Origin of the sequence: Paenibacillus sp. DRB1-1 (genome assembly GCF_052119485.1) — a bacterium.
GTDB classification, from domain to species: Bacteria; Bacillota; Bacilli; order Paenibacillales; family Paenibacillaceae; genus Paenibacillus; species Paenibacillus polymyxa_B.
This window is the reverse complement of the sequence record NZ_JBODQH010000001.1, coordinates 4,343,946-4,369,622: the sequence shown is the minus strand read 5'-3', so window position 1 is coordinate 4,369,622 and position 25,677 is coordinate 4,343,946. Positions and strand designations below refer to the sequence as shown.

Here is a 25,677-nt window from a genome sequence, read left to right as displayed (position 1 = left end):
TCACTGCATCACTTCAATATTCACTTCCTCGGGACGATATACCGCTAGCAACTGACCTTCTCGATCCACAGCAAACAAGACAGAGCGGCTCCTTGGCAACAGAAAAGCGTAGGATAATCCAGTCGCCTTATCTCGAACACGCACTTGGGTATCCCGGGAAAACTCCGATACGAAAATATACAAGCCTCCATTCTCGAAATTCAGCTTACGTCCATATAGTCCCGGCTGATCGCCACCGTCTATCCACTCCAGTTCTCGCTCCACCCCGGCGGCAGTGAGGGCGTAGCGATATAGCTCAGCAATCGGCTCATCCCTGCCATTCAACTCCAGTGGAAGCGGACTCCAGATCAAGCGCCCCTTGCCAAGCGGCAGGTTCACGACTTCATCACCCATCGCTCCGTCCACTTTTGGTGACAGTTGTTCCTCCTTAGCCACCTCAGCAATTCGCCGCTGACCGAATGAGACAGGGAAGGTTTGACCCTCCAGACTCATCACTTCCTCCCGTTGGACGTTCCCCAGCGTACGCTGCCCAATAATATCATCGACTCGGTCGCTCACTTTCCAGTAAGGATCAAGGCCCAACGGTCCGGTGACTAGTAAAGTCACACCGAAGGATCGTACCATTTCCAGAAGATGTTCCAGCGATGTACTGTCGAAATTGTGCGCGCTAGGAATCATAATCAGTTTCGGTAACTGCCGCTTGAGCGAGTCCAGATGATACTCGGAGACGGCACGGAATGGCTGCTTGAGATCATAGGACATCACCCGGGTAAGCCGTGTCGTGGCATGAAAGGCAAGCGATCGGTTGGAGAAATCATTCGAGTACGGGAATACAACAGCCGTTTCCTCCAGCTTTCGGTCTGTAAACAGATCGCGAATATCATTCATAAAACGCCCAAAATCGTAAGACACTTCTGCTTCCGGCTTCTCGGTCCCATCCGCACGCAACGCTCCGATGTGAGATTCATTGGCATTATCCATATAAAAGTTCGTATTCCATATCCAATGAATGGCACCCGCTCCGCCAGTCGAAAAGGCATACGCATACTTGCGCTCCAGCATGTCGCGCAGCTCCGCCTCTGAACGCTTGGCTCGACCATCCGGCGTCTCAACATACATTATTCCGGTTTCCTGCACGAGATTCGGTTTGTCTGGTGTTTTGGCAAAGATACCGTCCCACACCAAATGGTCATTCAACCACCATGAATGCACCGTCGTATAATCCACCACAGCCTCATAAAAAAACGGAGACGGCCGCTGCGCGCCCAGTGCCTCGTCCTGTCCTACAGTTACCAAATGCCCGGGACAAAGCTCCCGAATCGTAGTCGCCAATTGCTCGGCCCACAGATTGTGCATATCCATTGAAAACAGACAGTAATCCAGCCACTTGGCTCCCTTTTTAGCCTGATGCATATCCTGAACGTCGAAGTTTATCTCCTCCGGCTCGGGAGTTGTGGCAGAAGCAAAACAGGGAAGCTGCTGTGGTGTCATATTCCATGCTTCCTGCAAACCCTCAATGCTGCCGTGCCGTTGCTCCAGCCATGTGCTGAATGCCTCCTGTTCCCATAAGTTCCTTGCAGAACGCGGACCATCCGTGAAAATGCGCGACGGATCAAACATGGAAGGCTCGTTAATCAGATCCCAGTCTACATGGGTTGTAGCCGTGTGACGGCTGACAATACTGCGAATGAACCGCTTTTGTGCTTCCACGCTTTGCGGATCGAGATAAGGGTTAACCCCTTCCCATGTTTCCGGTGTAAAAGAAAAGAACGTGAACGTCACCTGCAATCCATGCCTTTTGGCTGTCAGCAAAAAAGCATCAATTGCGCGAAGCACCTCTTCCGAGGCGTGCCCGTCTATCTGCATCATGTTGCGATAAGCCGTCCATACCCCTGTACGAATCCAGTTGATGCCCGCTTTGGCCATCTGGGCCATATCCCGGTCCCAAATTGCTGCATTGGGCAAAAACAGAAACTTCCGTGCTACATCTGAGGTCATATAGGTCATGCCGACAACAGGCAACGGGCGTCCATCCTTTATAAAATAGTCCCGACTGCGCATGATGAACTGTCCTTCAGCCAGCAGTTCGGCATCCTGCCCCCAAAAGCCCTGTCGCAATATACGCACTTCACCATCCGATGACTCGGCTCGGCAAATGACCCGATATAAACCGCTTAGGCTGGAAAAGGAAAGGGGAATACGTACAAAGTCCTGTTCTCTGCTAACTTCAATCTGCAAACGCTTCCTCCATACCTGCTGACTGTGATCATCCAATATTTGCTCCACCGTCAGGTCAAAGCTCCATATCTCGTGATATCTGGGCGTGGCTCCTCCTCGCTGCAATCTTTGGGTTTGAAGTGTTAGTACGGCTCGTTCCCCAGGCTCATAAGTAGCGTAGTTTGGCTTGATAGATAGCTCCGTCATCCCCTTGGCGCAAAAACGTGCCCATTGGGCAAGCAACTGCTCCCCATCCTGTTCCCAAAAGGAAGCTATCAACGGCAATTGGACAAACATCCAGCGTGCGCCGGCAAACAGACCTCGGGCATGCTCCCATAGCACCATCGGGGCGGCAATGTCCCGTCCGTCCTTACTTACTCCCTTGAGCAAAGGATAAATTCGCGTATTCATCGGCCCGGCAGAGCCCATCTGGTGCGGCAGATCGCTGCTTTTGGTCGTATGTGGAACGAGATTCCACGTATCCGCCACCTGGAACAGAGACTCCTGACCACACAGCACAGGAATATCCTCTGATGCGACCAGGGAAGTCACCTTCGACGCGTCTACTCTCAGCACCTCATGAATATGCAATTCCTGATGATATGCAGTCTGCTCAGTCTCAATGACCCAGTCTCCATGCTCATCAGCAGGATCGCGGACCGGATTCTTAAAGGGTGCTCCCCCGACGTTAAGCAGCCCCCCTCCCCTGTGGAGAAATGCCACGATTTCGGTCCAGGCGGACTTGGGGAAGTACGGTGCATGAAGATTGACAAAGCAGCCGTTGTCCATATGCTTTAGCGTTTCAGCCAGTTCATCGGCTCGTACGACCACCACGTCTGCAACTCCCTGAAATGCCTCGTCTGGCAACAGGCTCCCTATAGTGGGAAAGCCTTGCTCACTGAAAACAACGATGGATGGGTTTACTATGGATTCAATCATAACAAGCCATCCTTCATGGCCTTATACACAAGCTGGGCAAACAGACTGTTGGACCAGGCGAACCATTTTCTCGTATAAACCGTGGGATCATCTGCATGAAAGCCTTCATGCATATATCCGGTGTCCCCATCTGTCGCTTCCAGCATCCGGATCATCTCCAGCTTTTCTTCTGTAGTCTGGGCCGTTAACCCTTGCATAGACAGGGACATATGCCAGATGTAACCCGGCAGAGTGTGCGGACTTCCGATGCCTTTAGCCGCGTTGCCTTCATAGTAAAACGGATTCTCCTGGCTTAAAGCGAAGAGTCTCGTATTTTGATAGATAGGATCGTCCGCCGTCGTATAGCCCAAATACGGAATGGACATCAATCCCGGCGTACCTGCGTCATCCATCAGGCAGTAGTTGCCAAATCCGTCCGTTTCATAAGCATATATAGGCCCGAATACCGGGTGGCGGTAAATGCCGTACAAGCGGATGCCGTGCTCCACCTCAGCCTCCAGCTCCTTCAGCTCGTTCAGAAAGTCCAGATCACGAAATACCCACTCCGCAAACTCCTGCATCTGCCGTAAAGCAACTACCGCAAACATATTACCGGGTATATTGTAGTGGAAATCGCAAGCATCATCACTGGAACGGAAGCCCGACCAAATCATCCCTGTATAATTTACAGGCATACCGAGTCCCTGATTGCGCAAGGAATCGGTGAAAATGCCGTTATTACGCGTAAATCGATACGCAGATTGCTCTTGGTGACGCTGCTCCGTTTTGAACACATCCACCATTTTGTGCAGAGCCATCTTGAATTTTGAATCAAAAATATCGGTAAGCTCTGTTTCCTTCCAGTACATATAAGTCAGCCGAATGACAAAGCAAAGCGAGTCGATTTCAAATTTTCGTTCCCACACCCATGGCGACATTTCCGTCTCATCGGACGCGTTCCAGTGCCAGTCATTCGCCGTCTCATTGAACGCATTCGCATACGGGTCTATGAGGACATAGTGAATATGGCGTTTGATCAGACCACCAATGATACGCTGTAAATCAGCATCCTCCCTGGCTAACGGCACATAATGAATGACCTGCTCTACGGAATCCCGCAACCAAAGAGCCGGAATATCACCTGTAATGAGAAACGTTGTCCCATCATCCATTAGTTTGGTCGTCGTCTCCAGCGAATTCGGAAAACAGTTTTTAAACAGCTTCAGCAGCTTCGGCCTGTGAGCCAGTGCTTGCTCCGCTTCCTTAAGTACGTCCTGAACAGCCTGCGGCAAGTCAAGGTCGGGCATCGGTATTTTGGGAAGTCTGAATTGTTCCAATAGCTTTTTCGCTCCTTTATCATATCTATTGCAAGCGTATCGTTTTAATTTCATAAGGTGTAAAAGACAGCTTGAGACAGCTGCCTTCCAGCTCAAGCGGCTGAAGGGGTTCCTCCAGCGCATTCGACACGTAGGCTACGTTGAACGTGTAAGGCCAGATCAGCTTGATCGTTTCCCGTCCTCCAGAAGATTCGTACAAACGAAGAATCGTCCCCAGTCCATCTTCGGCCGGCTTGATCGTATCCAGCACAACGTGACGGCTATCAAAGTTAATGAACGATCCGCTGCTCGGCAGCACTCCCATGCTGTGCTTTTGCTGTTGCACAACAGGCATATCTTGGTTCAGCTCAGCCGCATGACGCAAAGTATGGGCGCTGCGCCAGTCTCCCACATGCGGATATAGCGAATACGTAAAATCGTGCTCGCCCAGATCGGCATCTTTATCCGGCCATTTGGGTGCACGCAGCAGAGACAGACGCATGGTGCTGTCTTGAATGTCGTAGCCATATTTGCAATCATTGAGCAAACTCACGCCATACCCGTGCTCGGAAACATCCGCAAATCGGTGTCCACACACTTCATACTGCGCCTGCTCCCAGCTCGTATTCCGATGGGTCGGCCGCTCCAAAGCACCAAAAGGAATTTCATATGTCGCCTTGTCCGTAACCACATCTATAGGAAAGCCTACCTTTAGCAACTTGTGCGCTTCATTCCAGCTCACATGCGTCTTGAAATCAATTCGCCGTTCATGATGATAAAAGATCACATCCTGTGTCATTTCAGATTGATGGATTCGCCATCGGAAGCGCAGCACATCCTTCGTTTTCCCTTGGAGCACTACTTGTTTTTCCAGCAACTCGGCTTCTCCTGCTACCTGTTCCTCATAGCGGTCATCCAAATCCCATGCATCCCACAGCGTTGGACGGTCATGGAAGAAATAATAACGGTTTGCCCGTTCCCCTTGCTTCAAGATTTCACGGTTTGCCGCTTTATCCAGCAGACGAATCATTTCGCCCCGTTCATTAAATTGCACCTTATAAAATCCCGTCTCCCAGATATCCCCCAGCGATCCAGATATCACAGCTATCTCGGGCTTCTCACCTGTTTGAGCCTGTTCTCGCTCCAACCAAATCGTTTTGTAGCCCAGTGCAGGAATATCCGGAATACGCACCGAAATGCCGCCTTCCTCCACATCGGTGTCCAGCCGCTCGGCTTCATCATTAGCGTAGTGGTAGGCATACAATCCCTTTGCCGATTCCATAGCGATATGGATCACGGCAGTACGGCTCCAGCCCAGGCTGTTAAACACAAGATACGGCATTCCTGTTCTCGAGCCTTCCGTGCTCACTTGAGCCGCCAGCGTCGTAATCCCCTGTTGAAGTCCGACATGTCCCCATTCGAAAATTTGCTGATACTCCTTATCCGAAGTGCCGTAAACCTCGGTAATCGCAGAGCCGGGGATAATATCGTGGAACTGATTCAACAAAATCAACTTCCAGCCCTCATGCAATGCCGAACAGATGTCCTGCACCTGCTTCGGCTCCAGCTTTGGTAATGCCAACGTGCTCCATAGCTCTGCCTCGCGGTAGACTCCCTCCGCTTTCCGGTTATTACGTTTGTTGCGAGCATGGGTCGTGTAGGTTCCCCGGTGCAACTCAAGGTACAAGTCACCATGCCATTGGGGAAGCTTCGGATGCGCCTGATCTATGCCTGCGAAAAACTGCCCCGCCGTGCTGAACCGACTCGCAGGTAGTCCCACCATTAGCGGAGAACGCTCTATATATTCCAGCATTTCACGCGTAACTCCACCGCCGCCGTCTCCATGTCCATAGAGCAACATGTGCTCAGGATGAGCGGATTTTTCACGATAGGACTGCCAATGGTCATGAATGTCCTGTGGCCGTGTATTTTCATTCACGCCATGATTGAGGTAGGACAACATCGAAGTACCATCGATGCCCACCCAGTGGAACAAATCGTAAGGAAACACATTTGTATCATTCCAGCCGAGCTTGGTCGTCATAAAATAGTCTATCTTCCCATGCTTTAAAATCTGCGGCAGGGACGCACAGTAGCCGAACGTATCCGGTAGCCATTCAATATGAGAGGTTTTGCCGAATTCCTGTTGGTAAAAACGCTGACCATACAGCATTTGGCGGATGAGTGATTCGCCACTGGGCAGGTTCAAATCAGGCTCTACCCACATTCCCCCAACCAGCTCCCACCGTCCTTCGGCGACTCTCCCTTTGACCCGTTCATACAGCTCTGGATCATTTTCCTTTACAAAAGAGAACAGCAGCGGCTGGCTCTGTGCATATTGATATGCCGGGTATTCATCCATCAGCGCATCCACCGTTGAGAAGGTTCGGCTTGTTTTCCGTACGGTCTCGCGCATCGGCCACAGCCAGGCAATGTCAATGTGCGACTGTCCTACCATGTGCTCCAAACCTTGCGCATTTCCGCCGATCTCCTGAACTTGCTGAATGAGCTCCTTTTCTGTCGCTGAGATCGCTCCCCCTTCTCGAATGGCGTCTTCCTCCAAATTCGCAAAGCAATCCATCACCCCATACAGAGCTTTCAGCAGGCGCATTTTGCGGATATCGCCCTCAGGTAGCAGTAGAGCGGCTTCGCTAATAACGGTAATGGTATACATCAGACTCTGCACAGGCTTGTTTGGCCGTACAAGATAGCTTGTAATAGAAGAAATCGGAGGTTGAATGACAGCCTGCCGATTAAGTGGATCAACGGGTTCGGGTACAGGATCAAACAGTTCTATATCCAATACCGGTGAAGGCCCGATGGTCTGCGGATTAAGCGTGACATAGGTATGGTTGCGATCAAGCCCGTGATGGGAAGCACCATTGACTCGCAGCAATCCTTCTCCCCCGGACTCAAACACCAATCCAAAAGGCTCTCTCAACCACGCTGTCGGTACATCCAACTGCGTTTGAAAAAAATAAGTCGTCCCCTGACTGCTGGGGAATCGCTTGAGGTCCAGTCCTTCCGATAAAGGTGCGGCGTCTTCGTATTGACCTGGTGTTTGGTAAGTGGAGCGTGTAATGTTCCAGCTTCGCAAATCCAGCTTCTCCAGCCATTGGCATTCCGACAATTCCCGAATCAGGCGTTTGATACGCTCCATTATTCATCCTCCCGTACGATCAATTCGGCACACAGGGTATCTTTGGAGTGCCTGCCTACTTGAATAGAAAATCGCCCTGCCTCAACGACTGGCTGTAGATCACACCCTATATATTGCAGCTTGTCGGAGCCTACAATAAACTCAACCGTCCGTGTTTCTCCCGGCTTTAATACAACTTTGCAAAAGCCCTTGAGCTCCCTGATTGGGCGGGTCACCAAACTCACCATGTCCGAGATATAAAGCTGTACCACCTCAGCCCCTTCCCGTTCACCCGTGTTGGTTACATCGACTGTAACCGTAACGGATTCGTCCGCTCGGATCGAATTGGTGCTTAATGTAAGCCTTTCATAGCTAAATGTCGTGTAGCTGAGACCGTAGCCGAACGGATAGCACGGCTCGGAATCGTCCTCCAGATACCGCTTGCCCCGGGAACGTTTGCCATTGTAATATACCGGCAACTGACCGACCTGCTTAGGGATGGAGAGGGTCAAACGTCCCGAAGGATTTACATCCCCAAATAAAATATCCGCGATTGCATGCCCCCCCTCCTGACCGGGATACCATGCTTCCATAATGGCGTGCGCATGTTCCTCCACCCACGGCTCAGCAATCGGTCGACCGTTCATATAAATGACGACCAGTTCCTTTCCAAGACTGTAGATCTCCTGCATGAGTTGGAGCTGTACGCCCGCAAGCCCCAAGGTCATCCGGTCGATGCCTTCACCGCATTCCATATCGTTCCAGTCATGCTCCGATACTTTCGATGCCCCTGTTTTGAGATCAATCGTCCCTTCCCCAAAATCACGGGCGCTGGACCCTCCAACCACCATCACTACTGTATCGACCTCAGCGGCACATGCTAGAGCGTTTTCAAAACCTTCCCGGGACTCTCCCTTGATCCGGCAGCCAGGTGCATACAGAACGTTAGACTGATCCTTGCCTAGCTTGCTACGGATACCATCAAGTACAGTTATCACGCGGGATCTCGGCTGCGGTGATGTATAATCTCCCAGCTGATTGTAGATCTGATCCGCATTCGGCCCGATGATCGCAATACGCTTGGAGGTTTTTGACAGCGGGAGAGTTCCATCGACGTTTTTAAGCAGCACGAGCCCTTCGGTCGCAAGCTGACGAGCCAGGCGAATATGCTCCGCCTGACCAATCACCTGCTCCGCTCGTTTCGCATCCACATACGGTTTGTCAAACAGACCCAGCCTGAATTTTAGCGTGAGCACCCTGCGAACCGCCCGATCCAGCACACTCGTCTCCAGCTTGCCAATGCGAACCGCCTCGGCCAAATGACTTCCGAACATTTCGCCGGACATTTCCATATCAATCCCTGTGCGAATCGCCCTCACAGCGGCATCCGATCCATCCTCGGCCACATCGTGCCCGCTCGCCAACATTTCAATCGCGCCACAGTCCGTAATGATCACACCGTCAAATCCCCACGCCTGACGAAGAATATCGTCCAATAGCTCAGCATTCACTGTACACGGGACCCCATCGATTTCGTTATAGGCTGGCATAACAGATTGCGCCCCTGCTTCCACCGCTTTTTGAAATGGATACAGATCCACCTCCAAAAGCTCGCGCCAGCCCATGTGCACAGGTCCGGCGTTACGTCCGCCTTCCGAGCTGCCATAGCCTGCAAAATGCTTTAATGTAGCAGCTACGCTATGTTCGCTGAGTAAGCTTTTCCCCTGAAGCCCCTCCACTGCGGCAACAGCAAATTCACCGATGAGATAAGGATCTTCGCCGAAGCATTCCTCTGTGCGTCCCCAGCGCGGATCACGTACAACATCAAGCACGGGCGAGTACGTGACCGCCCCACCCTGAGCGCGAGTTTCACTCGCAACCGCACGGCACATATCGCGGTACAGATCGACATTCCATGTGCTGCCAATGGACAGCGGAACCGGAAACACAGTGCCGTCAATCGCCATATGCCCATGAGAGCATTCCTCACCGATCAGTATCGGGATGCCCAGCCGGGAATGCTCTACCGCATAGCGTTGGATCAAGTTCACAGCCTCCGCCCCTTGCTTGGCAGATAAGCCATTCTCCAAGGTCACCCCGGTCCACGGATCAGCGCGAAGTACCCCGTATAAGGAACCAACTCCCCCATTTTGCACCTGCTGCTTGAAATCATGATGTAGGGACAATTCCCCATCTATGTGCTCATACACTTGCCAGCCAAAGGGCTGCACAAGCTGTCCCACCTTTTCCTCTATGGTCATCAAACCGATTAAGTGCTCCACCCGTTCTTCGATCGGTTTGCTTTTATCTTTATAAATCAACATGGTCATGCCCTCTCCTCCCCTGTTATTCCTTCACAGCCCCAACCGTAAGCCCCTGCACAAAATAACGCTGGAAAAATGGATAAGCGAATATAATAGGTAGCGTCGCCAGTACTACCATCGCCATTCGTGAAGTATCCTGCGGAATGGATTGAAGCGCAGCCAGGCTCATAGAGCTATTCTGCGAATTTTGCTGGATGAACTGAATGCTGGATTCAATCCGCATCAGCATGGACTGAAGTGGCACCAGATTGGGATTGTCAATATACAACAGGGCATTAAACCAATCGTTCCAGTAACCAAGCGTGCTGAATAAACCAATGGTCGCAAGTCCAGGCAGAGAGAGCGGAAGCACAATTTTTAAAAAGGTATAAAACTCGCCTGCTCCATCTATTTTGGCTGATTCGACGATGGCATCTGGCACGCTGGTGCTATAGAATGTGCGTAGGATCATAATATAAAAGGCATTCATAGCCAGCGGTAAAATCAAAGCCCAAATCGTATCCTTAAGCCCGAGCAATTGGGAAACGACCATATAGGTCGGGATCATTCCGCCATTAAAGAGCATAGTTAAAATTGCAAAAATCGAAAAAAATCTTCTATAACGGAAGCTCTTTCGTGAAATAGCATACGCATATAATGAAATAAGAATGAGACTGATCACCGTACCGATGACCGTTACAGCAATCGTCACCCCATAGGAGCGCAGTAGCGTATCACTGGTACGAAATATGAAACGATAAGCCTCCAGACTCCATTGGGCTGGGAGTAACCGATATCCGTCCCGCGCCAGCGTTTTCTCATCGGTTAGGGAAATAATGACGACGAACAAAAAGGGAAATACACACAAGAACGCGAACAACCCTGCTACCACATTCAGAACAACATTCCAGCCCCGTGAAATATGATGGAAATCTCGTTTTTTTCTTTCTTTTCCGGAAGCCATAGTCCACACCCCTCTCCTCTTTTTTAGAACAAAGCGCTATCTTTATCTATTTTTCGCACAACATAATTGGATAGGATGACGAGAACGAAGCCAACCACCGACTGATACAAACCTGCGGCTGTGCTCATCCCAATTTCCCCTGTCGTTTTCAACCCGCGATATACATAGGTGTCGATGACGTTCGTTACCGAATACAAGGTGCCCGAATCTCTTGGAACCTGATAGAACAAACCAAAATCAGCATAAAAAATCCGACCAACCGCAAGCAGTGTCATTATGATAATGATTGGCGAGAGCAAAGGGAGCGTCACATTACGAATTTGCTGCCACTTGCTGGCTCCATCTATCATGGCTGCTTCATACAAGGATTTGTCGATCCCCAAAATCGAAGCCAGATAAACGACACTGTTATATCCGATCGCCTTCCATAGACTGACTAGAATCAAGATGTACGGCCAATAAGCGGCCTCCGAATACCACTGAACCGGCTGGATGCCGAACCCTGCGAGAATTTGATTCAGCATCCCCCGATCCATGCTCAGAAAGCTGAAGGCAAAGTAGCCCACAATGACCCATGACAGGAAATACGGGAGAAACATCCCTGTCTGGTACAGCTTCGCCAATCGTTTATTAATCAGTTCGGAGAGCAGAATAGCCATAGCTACCGAAAACACAAGTCCGAGAATAATAAAGACCAGGTTATACAAAAGGGTATTTCGCGTGATGACATAGGCATCGTTGTTATTGAACAGAAACTTGAAGTTATCCCAACCCACCCACTTGCTCGTATAAATACTGGCCCAGAATCCTTCCCTGTTAAAACGATATTGCTTGAAAGCAGCCACTGTCCCGACCAGCGGCAGATATGAAAAGAAGAAGAACCAGATAGCGCCGGGCAGCACCATGAACAGCATAACTTTGTTTCTCATCACATTTTTGAAAAATGCGGCCATAGGTATCCCCCCCAATCTGTTAAGAGAAAAGCAGCTAAAATAGCTATTGGAAAAAGACCGGGCGTAACTTACACCCGCCCGATCTCTTCTATATTTCACGAATTAAAGTATTATTTGCTGTTTTTTTCCTTCCAGGCATCAAGCTGGGATTGCGCTTCCACCATCACCTTATCCAGACCAGCCTGCTTGAATTTCTCAATCACTTTCGGGAGATTCGTGTCCGGGTCCAGCGTGCCTGTCATCAGCGAAGCCCAAAATTGCTCTTTGACGTTCTGAATGGCTGCCATCTCCGCAGATACTTTACTGCTGTCAAAGTTGAAGCTTAGGATTGGAGAGTTTTTTCCTTCCGAATTGAACTTCTTGAATTGCTCCCATTTATCAGCCGGATCATTCGGATTCAGATACAACAGCATATTGTTGCCTAGTGAATACGAAGGCATATCATAGTTTTTGGAATTAGCCAGATTTTCGATATACTGGCCATCTGTTTGTTTGTAATGCACTCCTTCAATACCGGAATCAACCATATTACGTAATACCGGATCTGTATTCAGCAGGTTCAGGAACTGCATCGCCTTTTCAGGGTTTGCCGAGTTTGCCGAGATCGCCATAATGGAGCCCTGTACAGACGTATTGGTCACAATTGGATCGCTGGCAGGTGTCGATATCACCGGATAGCCGTAGCTTGCAGACCACAGGTTATCGGCCAGCGGTTGAGTTTGCGCACGATCCAGAAACCATTTCCCGGACGTAGTTAAATCATTGGTCGAGCCTGTGGTTGCAGCTTCCGGTGATACGTATCCGGCCTTGTAATACTTATGCATCGTCTTCAGCGCCTGCTTCATTTCAGGCGTTTCCAAGATGTTTACGATCTTATAATCCTTGGTATCCAGTTTGACAGCCATCGGCAGGTTTTGAATGATATAGTCATATGGAACATATGGAACATAGTTTTTGTCCATGCCGAATGCAGTTACGCCAGGCTCATTTCCTTTAATCGTTTTGAGCAGAGGCTCCAGGCTATCCAATGAGCGGACATTTGAAAGGCCCAGCTTGTATTGCATCAGCAATTTGTTATTGAACCGCCATACCTCTTGCTGCGGAAGCTCCTTGTTGGCAGGAATGCCATAATGATGTCCATCCACCTTAGAGCCTTCCAGAAACGCAGGATCAATTGTCTTTTTAAGATCCTGACCGTACTTGTCAAGCAAGTCGTCCAGTTCCATGAATGCGCCCTTTCTGGCATTTTGCACATAATCAAAGCCACCGGAAGCCGTAAATACAATATCCATTGGCTCTCCCGAAGCTACGTTCACCTGCATTTTTTGCGGGTAGTCGCCCCAATCGACCATTTTCATTCTGATCGTGGCGTTTATTTTCTTTTGGGTATACTTGCTAACCTCTTCCATCACCCGATCGACATCTTTTTGAGGCGTACCAATGGTGTACCAGATCAGTTCTACCGGTTTTTCCGCTCCTCCATTCGTCGTTTCCCCGCCACCGCTGCTTCCTCCACAAGCACTGAGAATGAGCGTCAACACCATACACATCACTAGAACAAGCGAGTAGCTTCTTTTGCTTTTACCCATGTATGATCCTCCCTTATGAATTGGAATTTGACCCTATCTTGTTCATTGGAAGTCGCTTATGGGATTTTTGCAAAATCCTCATTTATGAAGCAACTACGTTAACCTTAACTAATGTAAGCACTTTCATAAAGAAGATAAACTTAATAAACCAAGGTACAAATTAAAGAAATCCATGTACACCTGGTATTTATCCCAATCCTTTATAGTCTGTCGGGGAAATGCCCACATATTTTCTGAACTGCTTATAAAAATATCCCGTCTCCCAATACCCCACGTTCCGCGCAATTTCGTGTACCTTGAGATTGGTGTTTTTAAGCTGTTCCTTGGCTTTTTTAATCCGGTACTGATTGATATATTCAGCAAAGGTTTCGCCCGTTTCCTTATGAAACAACTTACCGAGATAAACGGGATGAAGGTGGTACTGGTATCCTAATATTTTTAATGATAGCTCCTTGGCATAATGAACATGGATATAGGACAGCACCTGACTTACGATAGGGTTTTTCATATCTTGCAGCAGTGAATTCACCGTCTCTGTCGCCACATGCTGAAGCGCACTCACCAGCTCTGCCAATGTCGTACAGCATTTTATCTGGTGAAGCCCCTGCTGAAACCGTTCCGACTCATTGGAATGCTTGATGCTCTCCAGCTCCATCTTGAACCGGATCACCAGCTCCAGCGCCATATTCCGCAATTCATCCGGGGTAACACTTTCAAGATGCTGAAGCTGCTCAAAATCACTCTGAATTCGTGCGGTAAGCGCATCTAGGTCTCTTGCTATAATCAGCTTCACATAATCCTTCCAGTCGATGGAACAAGTCTCACCAACGTTGCCCTCGCTCTCCTCCAGCATTGTATAGTCAATGATCCGGCGGTCATTATATATCATAAAATATTCCAAAGATTTTTTAGCTTCATTATAGCTGCGTGGAGCTGCAGAAAGCGAACCGGCGCTGCCTATCCCGATATACACCGTTTCTTCCCCGTCCGTCGACCACTGAACAGAAAAATCCTCCAACAACGTTAACAAGTCCTGTCTGCCCTCATCATAATTCGGTAGTGCGGCAATGATTACACTAACCGCATCAACATCGCGAAACAATGTTAAATCGGGCTGGTGTTGAATGTACTGCCTTAACTGTTGATGCATTCCTGCCGAATCCCCTTCCGTCCGTAACACGGCTACCTCCATGAAGGGGATATTTAACGAAAAACCTATCAATTCAGCACGTTCCCTGAATTCTGTAGGCGCAATTTGTCCTGTCAGCCAACGGTACAACGTATTTTCCTTGAGAACCTGCACCCCAAACGTCTCATATTGTTGATCCAACCGGGACCTGTCCAACTTCTCCGTTGTATTGCATAAAGTGGATTCCAGTTCCTCCACATTAATCGGCTTCAAAAGGTAATTTTCGATGCCCAGCTTCATGCCTTCCTTCAAGTAGTCAAATTCATTAAATCCGCTCAACACAATCGCCTTCAAGTCGGCATGCAGCTTTCTCGCCTCATGAATCAGCCTGAGACCATCCATCGTCGGCATAGAAATGTCCGTAATCAGTACGTCCACGGGTCTGGAGGCCAGCGCTTCCAGCGCCAAAGATCCATTTTCCGCATGTCCGACAATTTCTAGCCCAAAAGAGGTCCAATCCACAATATCGTATAATCCCTCAATGATAAAAGGCTCATCGTCTACAATAAATACTTTATACATATATGGCATCCATCCCTTCTCTGTTAGGGCATCGTACCCGAATCGTCGTTCCCTCGCCGCTGCGGCTCTCCAGTTCAATCCCGGAATCGGCTCCGTGTAAAAACCGAAGTCGGGTGTGCACACTGCGTAGTCCAAACATTTGTCCGTCTTCCTCCTGGCGTTCCAGTTCCTCCAGAATCTGTTTCAAACGCTCCCCTTCAATGCCCTTCCCATTGTCACGGATCTCAACCAGCAGAACCTCCCCCATTTCACACACATCAATGGTCAGCACATTATCATTCCGGTCGCTTTGGATACCATGAACAATATAATTCTCAATAATGGGTTGAAGCATCAGCTTCATGACAGAACGAGTATACAACTCGGGGTCGACCGTAATCGTGTAATTGAACCTTTCCTTGTAGCGTATTCTGAACAACTCAAGATATAATCTGCAAGCCTCCAATTCATCTTTAAGCGTGTATATTTTTTTCTGCTGAACCAGGCTTTTGAACAATACCGATAAGCTATAGATCATTTCTCCTACATCCTTGGCTCCCTGGGAAATCGCCCTCATACGTATCACTTCAAGCGTGTTATACAAAAAATGTGGATGAATACGTGCCTGCAAGGCAACAAGCTCCGTTTGCTTTTGCTTGATCTCTGCTTTATACACCCGTTCAATATATAGATTAAGATCGTCCAGCATATCGTTGAAGCTTCGAGAGATTTGTCCCAGCTCATCCTCTTGGGGGTCATGGATGCGGGCCGTGAGATCGCCATTTTTCACCTGACGGGTGAATTTAATAATTCGATTCGTTCGTCTAGCAAAGTTAATGACGAAAAAGGCAGGGAACAACACAGCAAATAGAATACAAACGGCACTGATTGTCAAAATCGTATTACGGATACCCCGATACGATTCCGCCATTTCCTCATTAGGGACAGCGCCAATCACGACATACCCTTCGTCCGGAGAAATCAGCTTGTTAATATACATATTTTGCTTCGCCTGAATGATCCCGGCATCGGAATCCACATCGTCATATAATGATCGGGTCACTTCCACATATGGGTACGTTTTTCCGTAATAGTTATTCCTTGAATCGAACAGAACGGTTCCATGGGTGGACAGAACGATAATTTCTCCCTTCAGGTTGTTCCCGTAGCTGGCAAGTGCATTGGAGATACTTTTGGAATTTAGAAATACTAGAAGCTGACCGGTATTTTTGAGTGTTTGCTTATTGTTAATGGGGACTTGTAACGAATATAACGAGGGGCTCCACTGATCGACCGCCTTCCGAATCCAGTAATTCGGAGCAGAGACGCTTTTGCTTTCGGCAGCCATCACATCCGGTACAAAGGAACGCGCCGCATGCACCGGGAATTGCTTGAATTGCTTGCTTTCATTGAAGGTAGAGAGATATTGCTGGTCGGCACTGTACAAAATCAAATTGCTGATATCGCTATTTTCATCCAACCAATTTTTAAAATAGGTGAGTACATCTGTTGAATAATCATGGCTCTCCATGTACATTTCGTCCATGCGGTGCTGTACATATTCGGAATACGCGTGGTCCATAAAAAAGGAAACATTCATCGAGAGAACCTCATTCCGGTACATATCTCGCACCATGTTCTGGACGGATTCATGCCGGAGATGGATATAGCGGTCAACACTTTCCATAGCTGCTTTCTGGGTATCCAGTTCCCGCCGAACAATGGATTGCGAAATGGATAAATACGTGACATATGCAATTGTAATTATGGACAAAATCGCAATACAGGAGAACAACACTAGTATCCTCAGGAACATGTTGTTTTTAAAATAAGCAGTGTATCTAGTACCCCTTTTCATGGTATAAGCCCTCCGGAATCATTGATGCGTAAATAAAGTATACCATTCCTTCGCAGGAGAAAAGTAAGCGCATTCATGAAAAGCGCGATTTTCTTTAATTTAAACGCCATATCTTTAATTTAGCCTCTATTTTAAAACCGTTTTATTGATTATCTTTAGGGGGATAAATACTCGTTAGGGGGATGAGCTATGAAACGTAACAAGGTTCACAAGTTCGCTTTAAAATGGACTGCTCTGGTTTTGACTTCTGTCCTGTTAAGTCAAACCCTCTCTCCATCCGTGTATGCAGGCGATACCCTCCCGTATGAAGGAGAAAGCGCCAAAGGGCCGAATCAACCTTATCAGCATGGATACGCCAGCTCACATATTTTGGACTGGACTCCTACCCAAGATGTCTATGGAGATATGCTTCGCGCCCGTGTCCCACTACAACAACGAAACAGCCCCTTTGCAGCCACACAAGCTCAGCCTGCTTTAAGCCCTGACACGCAAATGTTTACACTCAGCGGCGATTATGGAAACGCTTTTTTCGATAGCTATCCTTATACCAATAAATTCAGTCAATACTTGTTTAACTATTGGCAGTATACCGACTATTATGGCTACTGGCATGGCATGCCTACCGCCCATGTCCCCGAAGAGTTATACGATCCCCAAAAGGATTGGACGGAAAAGTGGTTTGAGTTTGGCATTCTGAACATTCCAAATCCGGGTTATACGAATGCGGCGCACAAAAACGGTGTTCTCTCCATCGCCTGTATTTTTTTCTCGGATAATGACCGTGGACCACAAACGTATAAGCACATGCTCGTGCAGGATGCTCAGGGCGGATTTCCGGTAGCCAAAAAATTGATCGAAATGGCGAAATATTATGGCTATGACGGCTACTTCATTAACCAGGAAGAAGCCTCAAAAGGCGTAGCTAAGGAGGACATCCCGCGTTACAAGCAGTTTATGAAATATTTACGGGATCAGGGCATGTATGTGCAATGGTACGACTCCACCGTAAACGAAACCGGTAAAATCGCTTATCAAAATGAGTTTAATGCTGTGAATAGTCCGTTTGTCAAAGACAAGCAATACGGACAGGTATCCGATTCTATTTTTCTGAATTATTGGTGGGACAAAGCGAAGCTGAAAAGTTCCCGCGACCATGCCAAGCAATTGGGTCTGGACCCTCTTAAAACCGTTTTTGCCGGTATTGAGGGCGGGAACGGTGACTTCGGCAGATGGAAGCAAAAATACGATCTTCGTCTGAATATCGGTGATAACGGGCAGCCGATGAACAGTATCGCAACGTTGGGAGCAGATTTCACACATAATGCGCTAGATGAAGAGTTTGGCGGGCAGGATACCAATCGCAGAGCTGACAATGCGTATCAATGGATGACCTTTATCCGCGACCGTGTCTGGTGGTCTGGTCCAAATCAGAATCCCGTCCGTGCACAAAGAAACTCAAGTGTAGATTTGTCTGATGTAAAAGCTTCGGGCGCAAACTGGGACGGTATCGCGGCATATATCGCCGAACGTTCTGTCATCCGTGGCCCCCATTTTAATAGCAGCTTCAATACCGGGCATGGCTTGCAGTATGTGGTGAATGGAGTTGTGTCCAATCCGAAGGAATGGTCCAACATTAACATTCAAGATATCCCGGTGACTTGGCAATGGTGGCTCGATACCAAAGGTAAACCGCTCTCGGTTGACTACGACTATGGCCCGAATTACACCAAAGGTACTCGGTTTACCTATCAGCCTGTGGGCGCCTATCAGGGTGGCAGCTCCCTCATCGTTAACGGAGAGCTGAATTCAGATAACTTTTTACGCCTGTATAAAACGGATCTGTCGGTAAATAAAAATTCAAACTTATCCATCACGTACAATAAGCCTTCCTCCGATGACAGCTCTGTGCTGAGTATCGGACTTATTTTCAAAGATAACCCCGGCCAAGTTGTAAAACTCAGCATCCCTAACTCTGGCAAACAAACCACGGGCTGGGTAAGCCACAATTTGGATTTGAGTGCCTATAAAGGAAAAAAGATTGCAACTTTCGGTTTATCTTTTGATAGCACGAATAAAACAATCAAAAACTATCAGATGAATATCGGTCAAATCAAGATAACGGACGGTTCTGCTCGGAAACCAGCCGCGCCGACAGGCTTCAAAATCACCAAGGCACTGACCGATACGAACGAAATGCTCGTAAGCTGGAATCTTGAGGATTACGCCAAAGTTAAACAATACAATCTATATGAGAACGGCTCCTATATCGGCGGAATTTATGACTCATCCTATTATATTAAATCCCTAAACCATAAATCCGGTGAATTAATTCTTACCGCAGTTGGGGCTGATGGAACGGAAAGCGAACCGGCTCGATTAAGCTACGATTTGAATGCTGCCGTCCGTCACATTAAGGTGGAGACCCAAGAAAACGGTGAGGCTACAGTAACGTGGAAAAATCCCTCAGAAGCGGACGGAACGGTTAAATTGACCTTGGTCACCGACTATACGGACACCGTATTCCATAAAACCATTACTGCGGACATTGGCGCTGAAACGGCTACGTTTACCGATCTGCCCACAAACGGTGATCGCTACACACTACGTATCGCCATCGGCAATCATGAGCCTGTAGCATACACCGGGCATCTCGCAGACACGACGATAGAGCCTTATGCAAAAGAGAACGTGACAGTCACCGGGTCAACGTATACGCTGGCTCTACCAACCTTGAAGGACTGGCATCGTTTATATGTATACGAAAACGATGTGCCCAAACAATTTGGCGTAACTTATGTATCAAAAAAGTTTCCTTACATTGTCCGGGGAAGAACAAAATTAAGTGAACTGACTTTTACCCCTACTTCTCGTACCAGCTCGCTAAAGATCGTGCTTGAGGATTATGCCGGCAATCAGGCCACAACATATGTAAGATAGCTTTATGCAAGAATTCCATGATTCTGATGGTTTATCGCATATCCGCTACAAACGTGACACACGCATACAGCACAATAGGAGATGTCCAATGTAGTGGGCATCTCCTATTGGTTATATATTGGAAAATCATGCAGGTATCAATACAATGCTGATTTTTCCGTACACAGCTCTATAAATGAATGGGCAACCTGTTCACATTCGTCATACCCCAAACTGCCAGAATGAGCAAAAAGAACAGGATACTCGTTGTTTCTTTGTTCCTCTCTCATATCAAACATATAGTGATTACCGCACCCATCCATCGCAAATGACACGGCACCCGGCATATAATGCGGTAGCTCGTAGGCAAGGTTCATTTCTCTCAAATCTTCGGTATTAAAAAACTGAAAATAGCGTTCACCATTTTGAAACTCCCCGCCGTTAGAGTATTTCAAAAAATCCATATAGCTGTCAGGAAATTGCCCTTGGGGCAGAAGCCAGCCCACAGGATCTAAAGGTTTATATTGATCATGCAATGGAGACGATTTTGGAAAAGGGTTCACTTGTCTTTGCTTGATTTCGTGAATCTCTTGCTCGGATAGCTTTATGTTCCATGTTTTTGAAAAATTCGTGATTTGGTCTTCAGTTGCTTCTGGACTTTTTACAAACGGCTGGTCAAATTGAATACTCCACATATGTGCAAGCCCCTCCATCCCTCGATGCCTCTAAGAGTTGTTGTTTCTGCCTTTTCAATCTTCTCCGACCCATTCAGCCACGCTTTCGTTGGGTTGAAGGTTTTCACGCTTATAGTAATAAACGGTCTTGAGCTCATAATCCAAGCTTTCAGCAGCGATAAAAAATCGGGTGCCAAACGTCTGGTCTTCCATACAAATCACAGGCCCCTCATCAAATCCATAGGAGACGGTTTTTAATATTTCCAATTCCTTGTCATTCGCCATTCTAAAGCACTCAATTGAAAATACACCGCCCGGACAGGAAAGAAATGAGACCTCGTAAAATGTGATCTCTATGTTGTGATAATAGCTAAAGTCAAAACTACCTGCTAGTACCAGCTTGGGGCGACTTGTATAATCATAAATGTAATAATGGTCAATGTTATTTCGCGAAAGTATTTCATTCAGTTGCATCAGTTTGGATTGAATGGAATGATTCATGATCTACTCCTCCTCCCCATTAGCGGGGCTAGCCCCTATCTATTACCGCCTGCCACGCTTCTGTTACAGCTATAGGCGATTTTTGGCTGGTCTCTCCGCCACCTTCCTGAGTCCATAGCGGCGGATAATAAGAAAACACCTCTCCTGGCTGAAGTTGCTCCATATCCGTCTGCCAACCATTCCAGCGGAATGTCTGGTAGAACAAGCCCAAATCTCCCTCAGCCAACCAGCTCAAGAAACCGGAATAGGCCAGCTCTGTGGATTCCCATTCCAATGCATCCGGTGCAAAATAATAGATTTGGCCGCTGCGTCCAAATTTCCCTGTATCCAATCCAAAAAAGCCGCCTGCTGCATCATAGGCCACAATCAGCATTCCTCCAAGTGCAGAAACGCTTGCTGGCTCTTGCAGTCCGTTCCACGAAGTCAAACTACCGTAAATTCCAGTCCCACCCGCACCGAGTAAGGTGATCCATCCGTGATCAAACATGATCCCGCCTGTTTCATAGGCAACCGTTCCCAAGTACGATTTAGTACTCACCTGCAGACGGTATAGCGTATCTCCCCTAGCAGATTCCGATCCTGCCGATATAATGCGATAGGGATTATTCCCTTCTTGCAGGATATTACTGACCTCTTCCCATGCATGGTTATCCTGATCCACCAGCTCATCAACCGTTAATGTATGCATGTTGTTCATTCCCCTTCCTGTATTCCAATATCCATCTTTCAACCTGTGAACTGATTTTCGAAAACTTGCGTTTGCTCTAGAATCACCCACTGATTCACTTCGTCGTATCCTTTTACAATGGCCGTGACCTCATGCTTCGGATACATCCACTCGGATGGTGTCTTTTCCTCATATGTACGAGTGTCTGACAATCCGACTGCATTGTGCTGGAAAATATGAATAAGTGTGCCATGTGGGAAAAATGCTTCAATATAACCTTTTACCTTAGTCCCAACGGGCAGTGCATTTTTGATTTGATGCCATTCCTGGTTGAAGGTGTGAAGATGATTGGACCAGACTTCTTCAAACTCTTTTTTTGTAATTTGCGTATAATAGGGCTCCGTGTCATCAATCGCTTTCTCAGCTAATAAGAAATGATACTGCTCGTGCTTGCGATTAGAGGCGATATACGTGCCGTCATCCTGGATAACAATTTGTCGATAAGCTATTCCATCCGAATCTATTTCAAAATACCAGGTTCCCAAGCCTGGTTCCGGGCAATCCTTAAGATATTTCATGGGCCCCTCCTATTAAAAATTCAATTCGTTTGTATCACTTTTTCCCTCCATAGGTTCTTGCCAAATATGCGAGATATTCCGAACGCGTCAGTCCTCCCATTTGACGGTTGAACTCATCATACGAAATGTCTTCCGGGAATCCGAATTCGGCCAGTGCTTTTCGACGTTCATCCCGATGTAACGGATTATCCAGCGTTTTGTGCCACGCCCGCTCTTCCCAGGAGCCAAAACAGTCGGCAACGATACCTGAATAAGCACCGTTATTTGAAAATTTTCGCGAGGACTTGAACACGGTCTCCCCTTCCGGTTTGAAAACCGTGCCCGTTCCCCATGACAGACTATATGTTTTTTCTTTTCTACTATCCGTACTACAGCCATAGCCGATGGGGAACACAATATCCTCTTCCACTAACAGCTTATGTCCAACCCGCTCGTAGGCACCCCGCATAAAGGAATCATCCATAACAATCCAGGTTGTTTCGGATAACGGGGCGGATGTGATAGATTCCAAAGCTGTTGAACGGTCACGACACGTAAACAAATATGGACGCACAAATAAAGGCATGGTCATGACACTGTTCCAAATGCTCTCCTCTGCAAACAACTGATCCTTTTGCATTTGGCGCAAATCTCCAACAACCAGTACATATCCATCTGTGAATAGGTCTATTTCCACACGAAAGATATCTCCTGGGATTGTTTTATAACGCTGATTTTTCATATGCTTCAGTCGGTGCAACCTGCGATCGTAATCCTTGGGCACAAGTGACGGATATTGCTGAAGCCAATCGATGATTTCTTCTTTACTATGTAAATGCTCACATCCCGTAATAGGGAGTTTCACACCCGTTTTGCTATTCACAGCAGTAACATAACTAAGAGGACGATCCCTTCGAATGCCTGCTGAAAAGGTCACGCCTTCTGCCTTGATACTCGAAACACTTGTGTAATTCAGCTTTTTCTCTTTGCCACGAGCCGTTTTAGGCAAAACAAATGCCCGATCACGAGTAAAAATCTCTACATCGGTTTCTCCATAAGTATCCTCAGTGGAAGAAATTCGCTTGCGAATTACGTCTCCATCCACACAAATATAGTATCCTTCTTTAATTTCTACCACATCCCAATGCTCTTCCAGCACCTCCAGCCCGAAGTACGGTCGTAACGCGTTCGTTAGCCAACTATTCATCTGTTCCTCCAGTTCCAAGTACATCTCAATGCACCTGGGTTCAATTTTCCCAAAGATTATAACATAACGTAGCATGTAGCTCGTTTATTCCTACACTGTTCCAGCTTTGACCAACTCCTCCTGAATCCAGCTACTGCTGGTAGAAAGCTGGGGCAAGTCGGCAGAGACCTGTTTGACCTGCTCTTGCAACACGTGTGACTGATCCGTTCCTTCCAGAAAGCGACTCAAAAAATGAAGAAATACGTCTACCTTCCTAAGTAGCATCAAAATAGGCAAAGCATCAATCTCGTTGTGGCTTAAACGAACCTGGCGGCTGAAGCCCCGGCAAAAATCCCGAATGGCTGTCGTCTCCTCCGGTTGTCCTAAAAATCCTGATAAGATGACCGCCGGCTCCATGACCCGAACGTCTAGCGTGCAAAATTCAAAATCAAGCAGTGCAGTTACTAGACTACGATCCGAATCCTTTACTAACAAATTGGAAGCGTTCAAGTCTCCATGTACAAGCTGATGCGGCAACTCTTCCAATGCATGAAGCGAATCTGTAATCTCTTCATAAGCTTCTCCTATTAATCGCAGCTCTTCATGCAAATCCTTTAGAGGCTCAGGCGGATGTAAACAAAAGCCTTGAACCGTTTCCCGGTTACACAATGGATAGGATTGCTGCAAAGCATAATACGGTCGATAGACTGGAGTCATATCAAGATTGAATGTCGCAAGCACTGCCGATAATTCCCCTGTAGTCTCACCAAAAGAATAGGCAAAGCTTGAATCCTGCTCCAGGGGTGATATGCCTTCTATGTATTCGAACAGACACACATATTTACCGCTTTCCTGCTCCAGTTGAGCGAGCGTCTCTCCCGTGACCGTCGGAATAGGCATGGGTGTCCTGAACGATAGTGAATGCTTACTCAGCTCCTGCAAAACAGCATGCTCAAATTCAATTTTGTCCCGATCCTTGTGTGTATCGTAGACGCGCAGCACTCCGTTTCGCCCACCACTCTTAACAAAATACGTTGTATTATTCCAACCTCCGGTTCGTTTTTGCAGCGTACCGTTCCACTCCGGCCAATGCCGTCGTAGTATCGCTTCCAAGGATGTATCCTCCCTTATAAACATAAGCTTATGAATTTGCAGATATTATAACAAATATAGACGTCCAATAGAATTGGACGTCCTTGTAATCCTTCATTTCCTCAACTGTTTGTTTCGGATATTTTGCGGGGTGGAACCATACGCTGTTTTAAACTTTTTATAGAAAAAACTCATGCTGTTATATCCCACCTGCTTAAATATCATTTCGAACGGCAGATTGGTATTCACTACCAAAGAATAGGCTGCATTGAGTTTAATGTTGGCAATAAGCTGAGTGTAAGTAAGACCGGTTACTTTTTTCAACTTATTACTTAAATACGTACTATTGTAATTAAAATGGTTAGATAATTGCTGTAGGCTTAAATGCTGATAGTGCTCTTCCATGTAATTCAGAATAGAGGTAATATTATTTTCCTGCTGGTTTAAGTGAATATTATGCTCGCTTTCCAATACACGGACCAATTCTCCAAATACAATTTGCAAATAAGCCTTCACCAATTCCATCGAATCCTCTTGTCTGGAATAATATTCGATTAAGATCCTACGCAGTATATATTGAAGGTTTTCATTATGCTGCGACTCAAAAATAATAAAGTGATTATGGTGCTGATGCTGGAGGACAGAATTGGCTAGAAATTCGCCAATCAGGCTTTTTTTCTTAGATAGCCGCTGCAGAAATAGGGATGAAATCGTTTCTCTTTGTAGCAAGATATTAATAAGTATATCGTCTTCTCCCAAAGGAGCGATGCTGTGAGGCACATCCTTATCCAGGACACATACTTGGCCTTCACAAAGCTGAATTTCTTTGCCTGCTATGATTTGGTTGCACTTACCTGAGTAAACATAGTTTAATTCAATAAATTCATGCATGTGCTCCAGCATCGGAGCAAATCTATTGTGCTTGCTAATATAAATATCATGTTCTCCGAAGAAAAATAAAGCGGGCATTCGATACATTTTCTGATTCATATCAAAAAATCGCTCATTTTCCGAATCCTTGGAGAGATCATTAATCACCTGATTGTTTTGCTGTTGTAAAAGTTCAATTTCCGTTTTGTTTCTCAGCAACTGATCCAACTCATGAAGGTTCATAAACACTGACTCCTCCTTCAGACT

General features: G+C 47.2%; 17 protein-coding genes. 1 reads left to right on the top strand and 16 read right to left on the bottom strand.

The genetic code is table 11. From position 1 onward, the window contains the following. From ACQW03_RS19650 to ACQW03_RS19610, 9 genes are all read right to left on the bottom strand, one after another. A complete protein-coding gene (locus tag ACQW03_RS19650; RefSeq protein WP_441951315.1) occupies positions 1-3,156 on the bottom strand; it encodes a beta-galactosidase in 3,156 nt (1,051 codons plus the stop codon). Beyond that, positions 3,153-4,472 carry a glycoside hydrolase family 125 protein gene (locus ACQW03_RS19645; RefSeq protein WP_441951313.1) on the bottom strand — a complete coding sequence of 440 codons (1,320 nt, stop codon included), beginning with the start codon at positions 4,470-4,472 and terminating at the stop codon, positions 3,153-3,155. The genes ACQW03_RS19650 and ACQW03_RS19645 overlap by 4 nt, the downstream gene beginning before the upstream one ends. A 25-nt stretch (positions 4,473-4,497) precedes the next feature. Then, positions 4,498-7,611 carry an alpha-mannosidase gene (locus ACQW03_RS19640; protein ID WP_441951311.1) on the bottom strand — a complete coding sequence of 1,038 codons (3,114 nt, stop codon included), beginning with the start codon at positions 7,609-7,611 and terminating at the stop codon, positions 4,498-4,500. After that, on the bottom strand, positions 7,611-9,914 hold the full coding sequence (locus ACQW03_RS19635) for a glycoside hydrolase family 3 N-terminal domain-containing protein (protein WP_441952441.1): 2,304 nt from the start codon (positions 9,912-9,914) through the stop codon (positions 7,611-7,613). The genes ACQW03_RS19640 and ACQW03_RS19635 overlap by 1 nt, the downstream gene beginning before the upstream one ends. 22 nt (positions 9,915-9,936) lie before the next feature. Beyond that, complete coding sequence (locus tag ACQW03_RS19630) at positions 9,937-10,857, bottom strand: carbohydrate ABC transporter permease (protein ID WP_071642073.1); 921 nt, start codon at positions 10,855-10,857, stop codon at positions 9,937-9,939. Between the two features lie 23 nt (positions 10,858-10,880). Beyond that, positions 10,881-11,810: an ABC transporter permease gene (locus tag ACQW03_RS19625; RefSeq protein WP_220029967.1), complete on the bottom strand. Its 930-nt coding sequence runs from the start codon at positions 11,808-11,810 to the stop codon at positions 10,881-10,883. Positions 11,811-11,920: 110 nt separating this feature from the next. Further along, entirely contained in the window at positions 11,921-13,399 is a 1,479-nt protein-coding gene (locus tag ACQW03_RS19620) for an ABC transporter substrate-binding protein (protein WP_441951308.1), read from the bottom strand. 187 nt (positions 13,400-13,586) lie between these two features. Beyond that, positions 13,587-15,110 (bottom strand): response regulator, encoded by a 1,524-nt coding sequence (locus ACQW03_RS19615; RefSeq protein WP_441951306.1) that lies wholly within the window; start codon positions 15,108-15,110, stop codon positions 13,587-13,589. Beyond that, positions 15,103-16,947 (bottom strand): sensor histidine kinase, encoded by a 1,845-nt coding sequence (locus ACQW03_RS19610; RefSeq protein WP_441951304.1) that lies wholly within the window; start codon positions 16,945-16,947, stop codon positions 15,103-15,105. Before ACQW03_RS19610 ends, ACQW03_RS19615 begins: the two co-directional genes overlap by 8 nt. 189 nt (positions 16,948-17,136) lie before the next feature. Here ACQW03_RS19610 and ACQW03_RS19605 point away from each other — a divergent pair, with 189 nt between their 5' ends. Further along, complete coding sequence (locus tag ACQW03_RS19605; RefSeq protein WP_441951302.1) at positions 17,137-19,884, top strand: endo-beta-N-acetylglucosaminidase; 2,748 nt, start codon at positions 17,137-17,139, stop codon at positions 19,882-19,884. A 137-nt stretch (positions 19,885-20,021) separates the two neighbouring features. On the opposite strand, the gene ACQW03_RS19600 is transcribed toward ACQW03_RS19605, so the two are convergent. The 7 genes from ACQW03_RS19600 to ACQW03_RS19570 form a co-directional block, all read right to left on the bottom strand. Continuing rightward, positions 20,022-20,558 (bottom strand): SMI1/KNR4 family protein, encoded by a 537-nt coding sequence (locus tag ACQW03_RS19600; RefSeq protein WP_441951300.1) that lies wholly within the window; start codon positions 20,556-20,558, stop codon positions 20,022-20,024. Between the two features lie 54 nt (positions 20,559-20,612). Continuing rightward, the gene (locus tag ACQW03_RS19595) at positions 20,613-21,038 is read right to left on the bottom strand and encodes a hypothetical protein (RefSeq protein WP_076293964.1); all 426 of its coding nucleotides are present in this window, start codon (positions 21,036-21,038) and stop codon (positions 20,613-20,615) included. Positions 21,039-21,066: 28 nt separating this feature from the next. After that, on the bottom strand, positions 21,067-21,726 hold the full coding sequence (locus ACQW03_RS19590) for a DUF2625 domain-containing protein (protein ID WP_076293963.1): 660 nt from the start codon (positions 21,724-21,726) through the stop codon (positions 21,067-21,069). Between the two features lie 38 nt (positions 21,727-21,764). Beyond that, complete coding sequence (locus ACQW03_RS19585; RefSeq protein ID WP_071642085.1) at positions 21,765-22,283, bottom strand: hypothetical protein; 519 nt, start codon at positions 22,281-22,283, stop codon at positions 21,765-21,767. Positions 22,284-22,317: 34 nt separating this feature from the next. Continuing rightward, complete coding sequence (locus ACQW03_RS19580) at positions 22,318-23,469, bottom strand: Imm26 family immunity protein (RefSeq protein ID WP_071644355.1); 1,152 nt, start codon at positions 23,467-23,469, stop codon at positions 22,318-22,320. Between the two features lie 90 nt (positions 23,470-23,559). Then, positions 23,560-24,561, bottom strand: a complete 1,002-nt coding sequence (locus ACQW03_RS19575; protein WP_441951296.1) for a phosphotransferase — start codon at positions 24,559-24,561, stop codon at positions 23,560-23,562. Between the two features lie 93 nt (positions 24,562-24,654). Further along, complete coding sequence (locus ACQW03_RS19570; RefSeq protein ID WP_071642089.1) at positions 24,655-25,653, bottom strand: AraC family transcriptional regulator; 999 nt, start codon at positions 25,651-25,653, stop codon at positions 24,655-24,657. Positions 25,654-25,677: the final 24 nt, after the last annotated feature.